Source organism: Leptolyngbya sp. ST-U4 (assembly GCF_039962215.1).
Lineage (GTDB): Bacteria > Cyanobacteriota > Cyanobacteriia > Elainellales > Elainellaceae > Leptolyngbya_A.
This window is the reverse complement of sequence record NZ_JAMPKZ010000002.1, coordinates 386457-402733: the sequence shown is the minus strand read 5'-3', so window position 1 is coordinate 402733 and position 16277 is coordinate 386457. Positions and strand designations below refer to the sequence as shown.

Annotated in this window: 10 protein-coding genes; 8 read left to right on the top strand and 2 right to left on the bottom strand. The window is 50.9% G+C overall.

All coding sequences use genetic code 11. From position 1 onward, the window contains the following. Nucleotides 1-393 precede the first annotated feature (393 nt). From NDA02_RS07230 to NDA02_RS07200, 7 genes are all read left to right on the top strand, one after another. Nucleotides 394-933 (top strand): FHA domain-containing protein, encoded by a 540-nt coding sequence (locus NDA02_RS07230; RefSeq protein ID WP_190792922.1) that lies wholly within the window; start codon nucleotides 394-396, stop codon nucleotides 931-933. Nucleotides 934-969: 36 nt separating this feature from the next. After that, nucleotides 970-3033: an FHA domain-containing protein gene (locus NDA02_RS07225; RefSeq protein ID WP_190792921.1), complete on the top strand. Its 2064-nt coding sequence runs from the start codon at nucleotides 970-972 to the stop codon at nucleotides 3031-3033. A gap of 132 nt (nucleotides 3034-3165) precedes the next feature. After that, nucleotides 3166-3612, top strand: a complete 447-nt coding sequence (locus tag NDA02_RS07220) for a hypothetical protein (RefSeq protein ID WP_190792920.1) — start codon at nucleotides 3166-3168, stop codon at nucleotides 3610-3612. Nucleotides 3613-3974: 362 nt separating this feature from the next. Then, the gene (locus tag NDA02_RS07215) at nucleotides 3975-5591 is read left to right on the top strand and encodes a Calx-beta domain-containing protein (RefSeq protein ID WP_348254711.1); all 1617 of its coding nucleotides are present in this window, start codon (nucleotides 3975-3977) and stop codon (nucleotides 5589-5591) included. Nucleotides 5592-5621: 30 nt separating this feature from the next. Further along, nucleotides 5622-6485, top strand: coding sequence for a PhnD/SsuA/transferrin family substrate-binding protein (locus NDA02_RS07210; protein WP_190792918.1), 864 nt, complete (start codon nucleotides 5622-5624; stop codon nucleotides 6483-6485). Between the two features lie 19 nt (nucleotides 6486-6504). Further along, entirely contained in the window at nucleotides 6505-7455 is a 951-nt protein-coding gene (locus tag NDA02_RS07205) for a DUF3365 domain-containing protein (RefSeq protein ID WP_348246172.1), read from the top strand. Between the two features lie 273 nt (nucleotides 7456-7728). Continuing rightward, the gene (locus tag NDA02_RS07200; protein WP_190792916.1) at nucleotides 7729-8640 is read left to right on the top strand and encodes a hypothetical protein; all 912 of its coding nucleotides are present in this window, start codon (nucleotides 7729-7731) and stop codon (nucleotides 8638-8640) included. A 3-nt stretch (nucleotides 8641-8643) separates the two neighbouring features. On the opposite strand, the gene NDA02_RS07195 is transcribed toward NDA02_RS07200, so the two are convergent. Further along, a complete protein-coding gene (locus NDA02_RS07195; protein ID WP_190792915.1) occupies nucleotides 8644-10227 on the bottom strand; it encodes a serine/threonine-protein kinase in 1584 nt (527 codons plus the stop codon). Between the two features lie 927 nt (nucleotides 10228-11154). Further along, complete coding sequence (locus NDA02_RS07190) at nucleotides 11155-12060, bottom strand: YihY/virulence factor BrkB family protein (protein WP_190792914.1); 906 nt, start codon at nucleotides 12058-12060, stop codon at nucleotides 11155-11157. 140 nt (nucleotides 12061-12200) lie between these two features. On the opposite strand from NDA02_RS07190, the gene NDA02_RS07185 reads away from it, so the two are divergent. Then, nucleotides 12201-16088, top strand: a complete 3888-nt coding sequence (locus tag NDA02_RS07185; protein ID WP_242067430.1) for a CAAX protease — start codon at nucleotides 12201-12203, stop codon at nucleotides 16086-16088. Nucleotides 16089-16277 lie beyond the last annotated feature (189 nt).

Sequence of the window (16277 nt, the reverse complement as noted above, 5' to 3'; positions counted from 1 at the left end):
AACTTCTTGCTGCCCTGGTTTGAAATGCTTTGCTTGGAACATTCTGCTTGAAGCACTGTATCGAAAGCATTTGCCTGAATTGTTTTTTGGCACTCGATCGATTCTAGCTCAATGTTTTCCAGGCAAGATATTTTTCCGAGCAGTGTAAATGTCTTGAAACAAAAAGATTAAAACGATCGATTTTGTTGTTTTGATTTGATCAGGTTCTTTGCTTGATCAAAAAGTACATTTCTCATCTCAGCTTCCAGTTTGGAGGAAAGTTTGTCCTACAAATTTAGATTTAACTTTTCCAACGGTGGGAAATTGAGCGGGCGGGTACAAAACAGCAAACTCTGAGCGTTTTTTCGAGTCGTCGTTCGTCCATTCTCTTTAGCCTCCACTGGTTTTAGTTTTATGTCTCACCTCACCCTAGAGTGGCGCGTTTTAAGCCAGAACCTTTCTCAAACGCTGTCGCCAACTGAAAACACAAAGGAGCCGGGATCAATTCGGATTGGTCGGGATGAAACAAAATGTGATGTTGTTTTGAAACATCCTGATACGGCGATCGAAAGAACAGTTTCTGGACTTCATGCAGAAATCTTTTTTGATCCTCGTTCCAATCAGTTTTGCGTAAGAAATTTAACACGCGATCGTCAGCCCCCCAGTGCCGCCAATCCGGTTTTGGTAGACGGACAGACTGTGATTGGTCAGGAGTTGCCGATTCATTCGGGCAGTCATATTCAGCTGGGCAAGATGCTGCTGCATGTCAAAACGATCGAAGTAGAGCTTGCTCAAGTCAGCGCATCTCCCTCGCGTCCGCCTCAATCACGATATGCCCTGCGATGCAGCAATGTCCGAGAGTCCCACTTTTTCCCGATGGACTACAAAAAGCTGACTTGCGAAGTCTGCGGACGTGCCATCCTCGGTGCAACGCTCATTTTTGAACAAGAATAGTCCCCGTTTCATCGCCCCCTTTTTTGGTGAACCGCAATGGAAATCCAACTAACCTGGAATGATCCTGTTACTTCAGAGCCTCAGCAGCAAATTGCACGCTTGCCGATCGCGATCGGACGAGACCAGCCCTTTTTGCCCGCAATGCTGGACGACCAGCCCGTTTTTCCGCTACTGCTGCTCAACGCAGATCACGAAGTTTCGCGGTATCACGGCTTGCTGTTCGAAGTCGAAGGACAGGTCATCTATGAAGATCGCAGCACCAACGGCTCCAGCGTGAATGGACAGTCTATCTCCCGTGATCGGCTCCGGCTCTATCCGGGCGACAGGCTGCAAATTGGTGCTTATCTGATCACCATCGCGTTTGCTCGCCTTGCTGCTCCGACTCAAGTCATTAATCCACCGCTTGCTGCCCCCCAGTCTACGATTATTATTAATCCGCAGGAAGCTTCCATTCCGGTTCCCCCAGCCCCAGCGCGACTCTCGACCATTATCTTTAATCCAGAAACCGATCGCATTGAATCTCGCGTTGAATCGAACGTGACTCCGTCTCGTCCTACGGTGACGACGCGCAATGTGTTTCCTCCCGCCGACGTGTTTGCCGCCGATCGGGTTTCGATTTCTGCGCTGCACGCCACGGGTTATCCAGTTGAGGAAATTGATTATGCAGCTCTCGGTGGTGGAATGGGATCGTTTGTTTGGGTGGATACGCTGCGAGTTTCAGGCGTGAAGCCCGATCGCATTGCCGTTCTCAGCATTCAGAAAAAACCCTACGGACGCTACGCAACCCTGCTGAATAACTGCCAAATTCCCCGCTATAAGCGAATTCGATCGGGTTCAGATTCTTGCCCAGATAATATCTGGGGTTTCCCTGGATACGCATTGCGTGAGGCATGGCGCGATACCTTCTCCGGTCGAGTAGGTGCAGCACTGGGCTATCTATGGCAGGTGTTTGCAGAACCCGTCGCGGCAGATACCTATACGCCGATCGCGGATAATGTGTTCAAATCAATGGATCGAGAAGCTGAGCGGATTGGCTGGGATCGGATGGTGCGCTATGGCAGTATTCGCAGCATTCGCAAAACCGAAGACGGACGCTATGCGATCGCTTACTCGGCTACCCGACCTCCCGGCGCACCCGACTATCGCTTTTTGTTGGCAAAGTATGTGCATCTTTGCACGGGTTATCCGGCAATCAAACTGCTAGACGATCTGCAAGAATACCGCGAACGCACAGGCGATACAAAATCAGTGGTACATGGCTACGAGCCACACGATCATGTGTTTGAGCAGCTCGAACGTAAAGGCGGGACGCTAGTAATTCGCGGATTTGGTATTGTGGGGTCGCAAATCATGGATCGCATTGCCAAAGCCCGTAAAGTGAATCCGCGCATTGCGGTGGTTCATCTGAGCCGATCGCCGCGTTCGGGCAACAAATTTGGACGGGCAAAGCGCAAAGTCGAAAACCACTGGGAGTTTCAGCCCTTTAACTGGCCCAAAGGAACCTGGGGTGGCGATATGCGATCGATGCTGGAAGCTGCCGACCCCCTTCGTCGACGCGAACTGCTAACGGCCTGGGGCGGAACCACCACTGCCAGTCGTGGACCCTGGCGACGCACGATCAAGCAAGGCTTACAGGAAGGCTGGTACACGATCAAGTTTGGTCAAGTGGATAAGGTCGATCGCAGTCCCGACGGCAAAGTGATGACCTACATCCGCAGCCGCGACTACGACGGCATCGACAAAATCGAAGCAGACTTTGTGATTGACTGTACCGGACTGATCTCCGATCCCAAAGAACACCCCCTGCTGAATGATTTGATCACCCATTACAACTTGGATCTCAATCCGCAAAAACGGCTGAACGTTGCCAACGATTTCGAGATTCAGCAAATGCGGAACGATCGCGCCAAAATGTACGCGGCAGGCGTGATTACCCTTGGTGGACCCTACGCCCCCGTCGATACGTTTCTAGGCTTGCAGTACGCTGCTCATCGCTCGATCGAATCCCTTGCTCGCCACCGCGCTCCCGGAGTTCACTACATCGAAGGCCTTAACTCGATCGTGCAATGGCTCCGATGGCTCGGCAACCAATCCCCTTAATTTCTCTAAATTCCTCCTCCCTCAGGCTTAAACGGGCAGGTTCAGCAACCCAGTTCTCCCAAAATTTCCAGAACAAACAGCAAAGCTTGCCCCCATCCCTACTCCCCTGCTATCTTCTACCTCCCTCCTCCTATGACCCCCACCCTTTACGGACGCTGGCAAACTCGAATCTTCCTCCTTTGCACGATCGGCTTACTCGTCACCTGGATTTTTGCTTCAGGCTGGGCGGGCACTCCGGCAGGCTCAATCTATTACTGGGTGCTGCTCTACGTCGGCATCATTGGCTTAGCCTGGGACGTGCTGTATAACTTTTTGCAGCAATATCTTTGGGATCACGACTGGCCCGGACTGCTTCAGTTTTTCGCGGGCATTGCCGAAGGAATTTTGATTGCAATTCTGTTTCAAGTTGATATTTTGCCCCATCTCGATCGCGCTGCTTTTCACTTCAGACCATTTGTGCTGCACTATGGCGCAGTTTGGCTGGCGGTCTATCTCACCTCCTGGATGGTGATGCGCCTGCTGTTTCCGCGCTGGCGATTTCGCGGTGGTGAATGGATGGGCAAATGGCGGAGAGCTTAGTTTGATGTTGCTTTTAGATGGGTTCGGCAGTCGTGTGTTTGATTGAAATCGTTTTCCCTCTGGTGTTCTCGGCTTCAGATTGTTTCACTGCTTAATGTGCTTGCTAGTGGTTTGCGATCGTCTCTGAAAAATCTTTTCCTCCTGGTTTGCGATCGCATTCCTTGATTCAACCAATATAAGTTCATTGTTTTGTGCTTCAGTCATTTACGGCTTGTCAATTAGCTGTTCATCTACCCATTAAGCCGATCGTTTTTACTCTTTCGTGCAGTCTATTTCGCTTAATGTATTTTCTCTTAACAGATTCTTGCTTAATTTCCTGTACATCGCTTCATTGGCAAAATGATCTAAACAGGTGAAAGAAAATGACAGACTATAACGAAGCTATTAATGGGGATTTGTCTAGTAATTCGGCAGTACCAACGAATATCGCTCTGTCTCCCGGCTCTAACGTGATTACCGGAACCACAATAGGCGGGGGCAATCCGCCAGGCGATCGAGATTTCTTTACGTTTGTGGTTCCTGCTGGCTCTACGGTCACTGCGATTGGTTTACAGAGCTATAGCGGAGCAAGCAACTCCTACTTTGCTCTAACTCCGGGTAGCGCGTTCCCTTCACTCACAGACGCGAGTACTTTTTCGGTGAGCAAGTTAATTGATACCGATGAGATAGGGCAAGACTTGCTTGAGCCATCGGTAGGAGTGGCGGCTGGTCCTGCTGGAACAGGTCAGCTTGGTCCGGGCACTTACTCAGTGTGGTATCAGGAAACTGGAGCAAACACAGCCTATGCGTTCAACGTCGTGCTGGATACTCCTCCTCCGGGTCAAATTCAGTTTGGTTCAAATGCGATTCAAGTGAATGAAGCAGCCGGAACAGCTAGCATTACTCTGACTCGTACAGGTGGCAGCAGTGGTGCAGTGAGTGTTCAGCTCAATTCAACCGGTGGCACTGCCCAAAACTCGCTTGACTATAATCTTGCAGCTCCACTGACCGTTAACTTTGCTAATGGAGAAACCCAGCGAGTTATCAGTGTTCCCATTGTTAATGATGCATTGGTGGAAGGAAATGAAACTGCTCTTTTTGCACTCGCTAACCCAACCGGAGGAGCGACTCTAGGCGCAACAACCCAAACCACATTGACCATTGTTGATAATGACATTGCCCCTCCAAACTCTGGTCAAATTCAGTTTGGTTCAAATACGATTCAAGTGAATGAAGCAGACGGAACGGCTAGCATTACTCTGACTCGCACAGGCGGCAGCAGTGGCGCAGTGAGTGTTCAGCTCAACTCAACTGGTGGCACTGCCCAAAACTTGCTTGACTATAATCTTGCAGCTCCGCTAACGGTTAATTTTGCTAACGGAGAAACTCAACAAGTTGTCAGCGTGCCCATTGTTAATGACATCCTGGTGGAAGGCAACGAAACTGCTCTCTTCACGCTAACCAACCCAACCGGAGGAGCGACTTTAGGTGCAACAACCCAAACCACCCTGACCGTTGTTGATAATGAAAAAATCCTTATGGGTACAGATGCCCCTGACATTCTTGTTGGAGGATTAGAAAATGACTACATCTTCGGAAAAAGAGGGCGCGATCGGCTCACAGGTGGCGGAGGCAATGATCAACTCACGGGTGGGAGCGGTAAAGACCGATTCATATTTGATATCAACAGTCCGTTTAATGCAGTGACAATGGGTGTTGATGTGATTACAGATTTTAGGCGCGGTAAAGATAAAATTGTTCTCGATCGCACGACCTTTACTCAACTGGACAGAAGAATTTCTTTTGCTACCGTCAGAAACGAAACCAGGGCACAGAACAGCAACGCCCTGATCACCTACGTTCGCTCGTCCGGTAATCTCTACTACAACGAAAATCGATCGGCAGCAGGCTTTGGGACAGGCGGTTTATTTGCCACGCTCAGCAATTTCTCATCGCCCGATGCGGCTCTGTCTCGCTCTGATTTTGGTGTTTCATCCTAGTTCATCTGCGCTCTACCTGGAGTTTGGAGTATGAGATCACGTCTGGTTCGTCTGGTTCTGTGCTTCCTGCTGGGGCTAATCGTCGCAAGCTGTAGCGGCAATCAGTCGGTGCTGTCTGAAGAAATTACGATCGGCATGGTCAGCTATGGCGAAATCGCAACTTCGACCGCAAAGTACGAGCGGTTTCAGGAATATCTGGCAGAACGTACCAAAGCAGTTATCCAGCTTGAACCTGCCTATAACGAACTCCAGGCGATCGATCAGGTAACAGGTCAACGATGGGATGTGGTTTTTGCCCCACCCGGTCTGGCAGCGATCGCGATTCGAGAACAGCAGTATAAACCCCTGTTTCCGCTCGAAGGCTTGAGCAACACGCAGCGCTCGTTTTTGATTGTGCGCGCAGATAGCCCGATGCAAGCGATCGCTGACATCTCCCAAAAAACCGTCGCCCTTGGACAACCTGGCTCTGCCGCAGGCTACTATCTGCCCCTGTATGATCTATATGGGCTGACCCTTGCCGGAGTTAAGTTTGCCCCAACGCCCAAAGATGCCCTAACCTGGCTCAACGATCAATCCGTTGATGTCGTTGCCCTCTCTGAAAAAGACTTCGAGCAATATCACCGAGAATTCCCCACCACCCCCTTCCGCGTCCTGCACAAAAGCCGCTGGATTCCTCCCGGAGTCGTGCTGATTAACCCCAGCCTTGATCCTGCCCTTCAGCAGCAGATTCAGCAGGCAATGCTCGAAGCTCCTTCCGATATTGTTTCTGATGCGGGCTACTTATCGATCGGCAAACTTCCTAACTATGACCAGTTCATTCAGCTCGTTGCCAAAATTCGCCCCCTCGAAGACGACATCAAACAAACCCCCATCACCCTAATCAACCGCCTTTAACCCAGCCCCTACCCCTCCCATGCTCAAAAAACTCAAACTCCGCCAAAAATTTACTGCCCTCCTCCTCGTCATCCTCCTGGGCGGACTGGTGCTCAGCGGCATGGCACTCTCGGCAGTGCTGCGACAAAACGCCCGTCGCGATATCACTTCAACTGCGCTGATTTTGCTGGAAACGATGTCCTCCGTTCGGGACTACACTACCAATCAAATCAACCCAGAGCTGATTCAACAGCTAGACGAAAAATTCCTGCCGCAAACCATACCGGCCTACTCGGCGCGAGAAGTGTTTGAACTGCTGCGAAAAAATCCGGAATACCGCGATTTCTTTTACAAAGAAGCGACGCTAAATCCCACTAATCTGCGCGACAAGGCAGATACTTTTGAAGCCAAGCTGGTCGAACAGTTTAGAGCTAACGACAAGCTAAAAGAGCTGAGCGGCTTTCGAGCGACTGCAAGTGGAGAAACATTTTATATTGCGCGTCCCCTCGTGATTGGTAAGGCAAGCTGTCTTCAGTGCCATAGCACCCCTGAAGCTGCTCCCCCAACAGTGATCGAACGCTATGGCTCGGGCAATGGCTTTGGCTGGCATCTCAACGAAATTGTAGGCGCGAAAATGATTTCGGTTCCTGCAGATACGGTAATTCATAAAGCCAATCAATCTTCACTGCTGATTCTTGCGATCGTGTTTGCTACGTTCATTGGCATTATTCTTTTGATCAACCTATTGCTCAATCGCTATGTCATTCGTCCGCTCAAACACATTACCCGACTTGCCGAAGAAGTGAGCACCGGACAGACAGGCGTTGAGTTCAAGCAACTGTCTGACGACGAGATCGGCAGCTTAACTCGCGCATTTCGTCGGATGCAGCTGAGTCTGGAAATGGCACTGCGACGGCTCAATCGGGCTGATAAGGGCAGAGAAATTGGCAAGGATATGAGTCAGGAAATCAGTTCTAATTCCAATTCCTGATCTGGGGGACGAATCGAAGCGGCGATCGCGATCAAACCTGGGTTTATCCTGACCGCACGATTCATTTGCGCCTAGATTCTGCTTTGCATCGATTTTTCACTGATCCTCTCGTCTACCTGCGGAATGCCAGATACTTACATCCTGGTTTCGGGAATACTTGACCCGTATCGATGATGAGTTTTGGGGTTGATGAGTTTTGAGCTGTCATTGCCCCGAAACCTCTTCGGAATACTTGGATGTTAATTTTGTAAACCGAATGAGTGTAGTTTAGCGATGGCTGAAAGCAGCAAGGCGATCGATTCTCTCTGTTTTTGTACGTCTGCCTTCGGTGAGAAATATAATCTGATGGCAAAACTTTTGGCACAGGATTTGAAGCAGTTTGCTCCAGATGCTTCCTTTGTGATTTATACAGATAGACCTCATTGGTTTGAAGGCAATTCTAATGTTTGTGCAGTGAAACATTCATGCCGGGGCGTACTGCCTTATCACGAAAGAAGATTTGCGATCTGGCACGCGCTCTCGATCGCTTCCACAGTCATATATTTAGATGCAGACGTAAGAATTTGTGCCCCCGTGCCTAAAACCCTGAGTTTTCTTCCCGGCTTAACCGCACGCAGCTGTGGAAGTTTTCAGAAACACATTCAGGAACAGTTTAATAAATATCCTAACTCGTCTAAGCTTCACTATAAAAAATCTGTAATTGAAAGAATGGCGCGTCGAGTCGGTGTTGATATCGATCGCCCGGATTTGAAGTTCATTAATGAATTCTTGTTTACCGTGAATGCCTGCGAGGAGCGTGAACTTGAATTTTTGAAGATTTGGGGCGAACTAGCAATCTACGCTGATACTTTAGGAATGCATCAGCATCCAACTTACGCGATGGCTTTAGCAGCAATTAAAAGCGGATTTCCAATTCATCATAGCGAGATGAAAGGCTTAGATTTCTTTGATGACAGAATCGAAAAAGTGAGAATTAGAGAAGGTCAATCGACCCCAGAAGCAAAAGCACAATATTTTCATCAGCAAAGCAGCATTGAACAAGGAAATCACAATCTTCTTCAACGTTCAGCAAAGCGAGTTGCAATGCAATCTGCATTTTTATATCACCGCACTCGCGTTCAGCTATTCGCTAGAATGCGACCGTCTTCTCTGATCAACTACCCTGCTTTTAACCCAAACCCCTAGCATCTAGAATAAGCGACGCTTAAATTCCTGGGCTTCCTGAGGGTCGGGAATTTCTTGTGCCAGTGTTTCCACAAATTGATGCTGAGAGCTGTAGCTGCCCTGCTCCAGTGCCTCCTCAACGACAAATCCGGCGATCGGTCCAATGTAATAGGCCAGAGCTTCCCGGCAGCGCACCAGAAAATCTGCGGTCAGTCCTGATTGGGGAGCAGCAATCCGAGTCAGAGGAGCCTCAGGTGGCAGAGGATTACCCTGCGGTTGAACTGTTGTTGGCAACACGGGCGGTGGGGCTTTCGGGGGAATGATCTCCGGTTTTGGTTTCTGGAATGAGGTTGCAGGAGGTTTGACGATCGTGGCATTTGGATCGACAGGGGCTTCTGCTTTTTGATTGGTTGCCTGATTGGCTTTTTGATTGGTTGCCTGATTAACTGCCTGATTCGCCACCGGGCTAGGCAAGGGATGGGCAGCACCATTCGTAGACTGAGCCACGATTGTGGCATTGTCGTCTTGAAAGGGCAAAGTTGTATCCCCAGCATTGAGCAAAGCTGCTGGATTTTTAGCCTGAACCATTGACTGACCGTGACAGGGCAACAGCTCTGGAAACAGCACCCCCATGACTTCAATCGCAGTTTGATACCGTTGCTTGGGCATGGGCTGAAGCATTCGATCGAGGACTTCTCCCAGCCGATCGCTCACCTGAACGTGCAATTCCTTGGAGGTTGCGCTAAGTGCCGATCGCCAGCTTAGCGGATTGCCATAGGGCTGAAAGAGTTCCTGGGGATCGCGGGCTGTGAGCAAACAGAGCAGCGTCACTGCCAGCGAATACAAATCTGAGGCAGGAAAGACCTGTCGCCCTGCAACCTGTTCGGGTGGAGCAAATCCCAGCGTACCGAAGACGATCGAGTTTTGCATCGGCATCCCAGTGGTAACTTGCTTGACTGCCCCAAAATCAATCAGAAAGATGCGGTTATTTTGGTCGCGCATGATGTTGCTTGGCTTAATATCTCGATGAATCACATCATGCTCATGGATAAACTGAAGCACGGGCAAAATTTGCCGTAAGACTTCCAGCACTTCTGCCTCGGACAATGGGCCCTTCTGGTTAATTTCTTTAGTCAAGTCTTGCCCATCGATGCGCTCCTGAACTAGATAAAAATACTCTTCTGAATAGCTGGACGCTGTTTGGTGAAACTTCATCCCCATAAATTCAGGGGTCGTCAGCTCAAAGTAGGCATACAGCGACGGAATTTGATGATGCTCATCGCCCAGGGTTTCCAGGGTTTCGGCTTCTCGGCGAAAGGCGCGTTTGACGGCTTCGAGTTGGCTGGGAGTTAGTTCGCCTGTGGGTTGAAGCTGCTTGACAATGCACTGCCGCCGCTTTGCCGATCGCAGATCAAGTGCCAGAAAAGTCAGGCCAAAGGCTCCCCGTCCCAGTCGCTTCAGGGGCAGATAGCGATTGTCCAGAATCAAGGGCATCGTACAGGCTGCACAATACCGCTGCTGCACCGCCTTGAATGTGACACTGTTGTCGAGCGCAGAGAAGGAGTTGACCGGATCTGGACAACTGGGACGAGTACAGTAGATGTCCATGCAAAGCCTCTTCGATCAGTGCTGTCAAGCCGTAGCTTTACCTTCTAATATCTTCGTCCGAATTCCCGATTCTGGGGCAGGCTTTTTGCGAAATTTTAAGCAACTTGACCCTAATTCGTTTCTCTGTACTTTTTCTGCTCCTTCTGTGCAGCGTTAGCAAAGTGGATGAAATGAGCAATACAAAATGATTGTTTCTTAGAAGCAAACTGCTTTCTAAGGATGTCTTTTGAAACCTCACACAGTCTTTTGCACAGTCTTTTTCATGGTTTCTTGCACGGTTCCTCGCCTGACTAAACTACGGAATTAGTTGCGGAATTGATTGAGGAATTAGTTACGGAATCGATCGCCCTTCCCAAATTGTCCATCAATCAAGAAAACGGGTCTGGAGACTTGAACTGGCGAAAGTTTGGGGAACTATTAAGATCTCGAACAAATGCTCTAGCCTCTAAGTTCCGGGGAAAAACCTTGCTCACTCTGGGTTCCAAAGTCCCTCACGGTTGGGGATAACGGGAAATAGCGGGGGCAGCGTCGGAGATTAGTGATAATTCAGATATTCCCCGGAAGAAAATTGACTAATCATTAAATTAGGAAACTACAATACGAAAGAAAACAATCACGGATGAAAATGGAAATTCGGGAATCAATCCTTTAACCAATCTAAAAACTTAAAACTAATCGGCAAGCTTCTAATATTGATTGGCAAATTTATTAGCACAGAGTCCTAATCTGGGTTAGGTAATGAATAAATAATATTCTGGTTATTCTGCTTTCATTGGCAGCAGACGGATTGAGGATAACCATTTCAAAACGATCGCGCTTATCCTAAACCCTCATTTGAACCCCGCTTCAGTCGATCGCCTCAACTTCTCAAGTCAACCCTCATTTGAACCCCGCTTCAGTCGATCGCCTCAACTTCTCAAGTCAGGTCTACCCCACCTGCCGCGAAGATTTGCGCGATCGATTGCTCATTGCCTTCCCGATCGTCACATTCATTTGTGCCCCCAGCAGCACAATGAGCGAACTCCAGTTCAGCCAGAGCAGCAGCACAATCCCCGCGCTCAGGGTTCCGTAGGTGAAGTTGAAATTGGCAAAGTGGCGAACGTAGAGATTAAACGTCTGCGACATTAATGCCCAGAGGAAAGCAGCAATCATCGCTCCGGGTAATAGCGGCGTGCCGGGTAGCCAGCGGCTCGGTCCCTGACGATACAAAATGCTAAAGGCGATCGTCACAATTCCCAACGCTACCAGCCAGCGCATCCAGCTGCCAATCAGTGTGCTAAACGCCTCCACTACCGCCGATGTATTGTATCGCTCCAGTCCCAACCGCAGCAGCCAATCGCTGATCATCACCAGATAGGACGCGCTCATTGTAAAAGCAAGCATAACGACGGTCAGGATGAGGGCGACTACCTTTGCTTGCCAAAACGATCGCTTCACGGCAGGCGGCGTTTGATAAATTTGATCCATTGCGTTCATTGCCGCGCTAACCGCCCCTGATGCAATCCATAGGGCAATAATGATACTGATTGAAATGACGACTCGACCCTGCGGTAGCCGAGTTTGGTTAATAAACCCCTGAACCAGAAAGATGACTTCGGGCGGCGCAACGGGCAGGAGCTGACGCGCCACAAAATCGACCCGATCTTGAGGAATTTTCAGCGAACCGATCGCCGCCAAGATGCCGAGCAGCATGGGAAACAGTGCCAACAGATTGTTGTACGCCATCTCTGCCGACAGTCCAAACAGCCGTCGATCGCCAACTTCTTGAAGCACCTGACGCAGATTGCGAAAATTAATATGCAGAAAGAATCGAACAAAGCGCGAAGAGAGCATGGGTTGTGAAATTACGAGTGGCGGATGGGAGTCTCCAGCAAAATTATCCCCAATTGCAGGCGATCTGTGGGTAGGGATGCCGTACGCTAAACTGACTTAGATTAATCTTTCCTCAAAATCTTCTGATTGAATCCGCTGCTATGTCGAGCGTTATGTCGAGTGCTGAAATTCAAGGGTTGCAAACCGCAGGAAAATTACTGAGCGGAGCTCTAAGCCTGAATTCTGAGACATACCGTAGCGTCAGTCAGTTTATAGACGCACTCGCTTTGCCGCTGTCTTTGTCCAGCGAATTCTGGATTGCCCTGCTCACCGTTCTCCTAGCGGGTCTGTCGTTGTCACTGGGGCAGGCGATCGTTCTGTTTGTGAATCGGGTGCAGCCTGCCCGCTTTGTGTTTAGTTTGCTGCTGAATGCCATTCTGTTTACGTTTGGCTTTTTGTTTCTGGTGGCAAGTACCTGGCTGATTTGCTGGGTCTCCTGGGCAGTGAGCTTCCCGCTCCTGACCCTGATTAAAGTGCTGGGACTCAGCTACGCGCCGCTGCTATTTAGCTTCCTGGGCGCGCTGCCCTATCTAGGGGTTCCAATTCTCACGGTGCTGTCAGTGTGGCGATTGCTGTCTGCGGTGGTAGGCTTCTCGGCAGTGGCAGGCGTGACGGCAGGAACCGGGTTTGGCTATGTTGCGATCGGGTGGATTGTGCTTCAGCTCCTAGAAGGAACGATCGGACAGCCCATTGCCCGATTAGGAAAGCTGCTCGCCGAGCGGGTGGCAGGTGTACCGCTGCGACTGAGGCAGGCAGAGCTAATAGAATTGGTGCGGTCGAGCTTTTCCCAGGCAGCCTCCCCGATAATCCCGGCAGCTCGAACACCACAGGCAAATCAGGAGCAGCCAATTCAGCAGGGCGTTACCAGGCTACGTGGCAATCGAGTAGAACCCGATCGGGTTCGATCGCTGGCAGAGGCGGCTCAAGCATCGGCAATCGTGGCTTCCCAGTCTCTTAAAGGGAATGTGCCAGCACGGGAACCGTTCTCGATCGAAGAACCGATGGCGGTAAATGCGATCGGCTCGAGTGAGCCGCAATCTTCTGCACAAAGTTCATTTCAGCAAATTAAGCTGCTGTCGCTGCTGGCAATGGCGATTTTGTTTGTCGTCATTGCGATCCTGCTGCGTCCGGTCAAAGAAGCCCTGTTTGGCTGGTATAACACGCTGCCCAGTTTGCTGATTTTTCTGGTCGACCTGCTCTGGATTGGCGTAGTGGCGATCGTCTTTGCTGGAATCCTGGCTCCTCTGGAAACGCTGGGCTGGTGGGCTGGCTGGTATGGCGATGATTTAGACACGAGTTCTGGCAATACCGCACTGCGAGAACCGGAAACAGCGGACACGGCTTCAGCCGCCCCAAACGTTTCGCGCTACATCGTTTATCTGGATGGCATCGGGCAATCGGGCGACGAATACACGCCGGACGTGATGGACTTTCTAGATGCCCTGGAATCTGCCCTGCCCAGGGACGTGATGCTAGTGCGGGGGCTGATGATGTACTCGGTATTGAACAAGCCGCTGAACGAAGACCGTCCCCTCGCGTTTCTCTGGCAGTTGGCGGATAAGGTGCGGTTCAGCAATCCGACTGCGCTGCTGGGAATTTTGCTTAACCTCCGCAATGTACTCATCGTCGCGGTTTCCGCCGACAAACGCTATGGACCGATCTACAACCAGGGCATTGCTCAAGTGCTGTTTAACGGCTTACAGGAGCGAGGCTATGTCGTCGGAAGCGGGGTTCCGATTACGCTGATCGGCTATAGCGGCGGCGGGGAAATGTCGATTGCAGCCGCTCCGTATCTGACCAGAGCCACGAGCGCACCGATCGATGTCATTTCCCTTGGCGGCGTAATGAGCGCGAACAATAATATCCTCGTCCTTGAACACCTTTACCATTTGGTGGGGGATAAGGATTTTGTCGAGCGAATTGGTCCTGTCATGTTTCCCGGTCGCTGGAAGCTATTTTTCTTGTCCTACTGGAATCGGGCAAAGCGGCAGGGCAAAATCAGCATGATCTCGATGGGGGCAATGGCGCATCAAATTCCGGGCGGAATGATGGACCCGGAGGCTTTACTTCCCGATGGGCAAACCTGCCTTCAGCAAACGATCGCATCGATTCTCAAAATCCTGCGCGGTGAATTCATTCCGGCGATCGAGCGAGTTCCACATCAGCTCAGCAATTATCAACGATACAAACGCGCCCCCTTTAATTCGCCCGACTATTACCCGATTGAGCAATCCCTCGATCTCGATCGCTATCAGCCGATCGGCAACTGGATGGGACGGCTCATCCTCCCTCAGCATTCCGAACGGCAGCAGGTGCGCGGCGTCTGGTTCGAGGTTTATCACACGCCCCCAGAGTATGAATCGCTCATTGGACAACGGGTAAAACTGCGCTGGTCAACCGATCCCGAAGTCCAGCAGTTCGTCAAACGAGTCACCCGCGACGTTCACTTCAGTCCCAACGCCGAGTTCAGCAGCGAATATGGCGGACTCGTCCACCCCGAACGCCTCAACCACTGGCAGCAAGTCGATCCCCTCGAATCGATCCCAGGCTCGCATCCAGCCGATGATGTTATCGTCCTCCTCAACGACCCCGTCCAAATCGACCCCGTCCAAATTAGCCCTCCCAACCCCGCATCCCCGCATCCCCTCCCCTCTACATCCACCTCCACCCTCTATATCCGCACCCAACCCGTCCAGATTACAGGTCGCTTCTACGCACTCGTCCAATTTATCCAGCCCATTGCCGGAACCGATTGCTTCCAGGTTGTTCACTTTAACCGCGCCTCACGCCAATTTGACGGTGGAACCGAAATTGTCAGAATGCCGCCTGTAATCGCTGATCAAAACGGCTGCTTTCCTTCCACGACTCAAGGCATCGAACAGTCTTACCTGAACGAAACCGGCTGGTATATCTACGGGGCACAGAACAAGACCGGAATGTTTGTCGTGCAGTCGATCGCCCCTCGATCGCTGTTGCGGCTCCAGCCCGATCGCGTTTTATTTGGACGAAATCGCGCCTATCGCTATATCCACCGCGAAGCCTGGGCAGATGTCAAGGCACAGAAAGGCAAAATTAGCTCTGTGCTGCTTGAGGCGTCCGAGGAAGTTAAAGACGGAACAATTCAGGATGCGGTGAATACCTGGAAAGCAGGCGATCGAGCACTCGTGCTGCACAGCTATGGCGGCATCGGTGGCAAAAAGCGAGAGCCAGCGGCAGCAACACCGATCTTCTTCGGGCACTTTGCCTATGGCGTCGCAGAAGTGGTTCGTGATCCCTTAGCTGACGAGCTGCGGTTTGACATTCGCTATCATCAGGTCTACACCCACAACACCGACGGACTGATTGCCGGAACGCTGCACTGGTCAAGATATCTAGGCGATCGTCAGTTTGGCTGGGTGGGGGTGCGTCCGGTCTGCGATATTTTGATCAAGCTGGAGGCATTTACGGGCTATTTTGACTACAACGGCACAAAGCCTTCCCCGCTCGATACTATGCTGCGCCAACTCCAGGTGATGACCGCTCGCTATCGCATCGGCGACGGCACAGGCGGAACCTATGTTGGCCCTGCCAACAACTGCTCCCAAGATTCTAATCAAGCGTTGTTTGCCAGTATTCGCGCCATTCAGCACGTCGTACGGACCAATCCAGACATTATCAAGGCATGGATCGAGACTCACCCCGCACAAGCCGATCGCTACGACCAGCTCATCCGACTCGGCAAAGCACTCCAGCGACAATTGCAGCCCTTAGGCGATGCGCGATCGGACTGGAAACGCGGCGAATACAACCTCGGCTGCACCCTGGAAGATAGCCCCCTCCGTAACCTCTGGATGGGTTTAACGAGCTGGCGTACCCTGCTGCCCCGGCTGGCAAACGATGCAGTCGTCCGGGTTTTCCTGCGCGAAGGAGCCTCGGTCTGGGTACTGCGAACCAATCAAATCGGCGGCAACGATCCTGACATTGAGCCGATCGCCCCCATGACCCTTTAACTTCAAACAGACAATTGAAAGATATTGAGGTTTGCCCAAACTGCTCACAGCCCTTCAACTCTGGAGAAAATTAGCTTCTTCTAAGTTTCAAAGTCCCCCCTCGCTCTTTTAGAGCGGCAAGTTAAAAGTTAAGGAATTTAGGGGGCAATGTAGGAGAACTGCCACTCCTCAAATAACCTCCCAAATCTC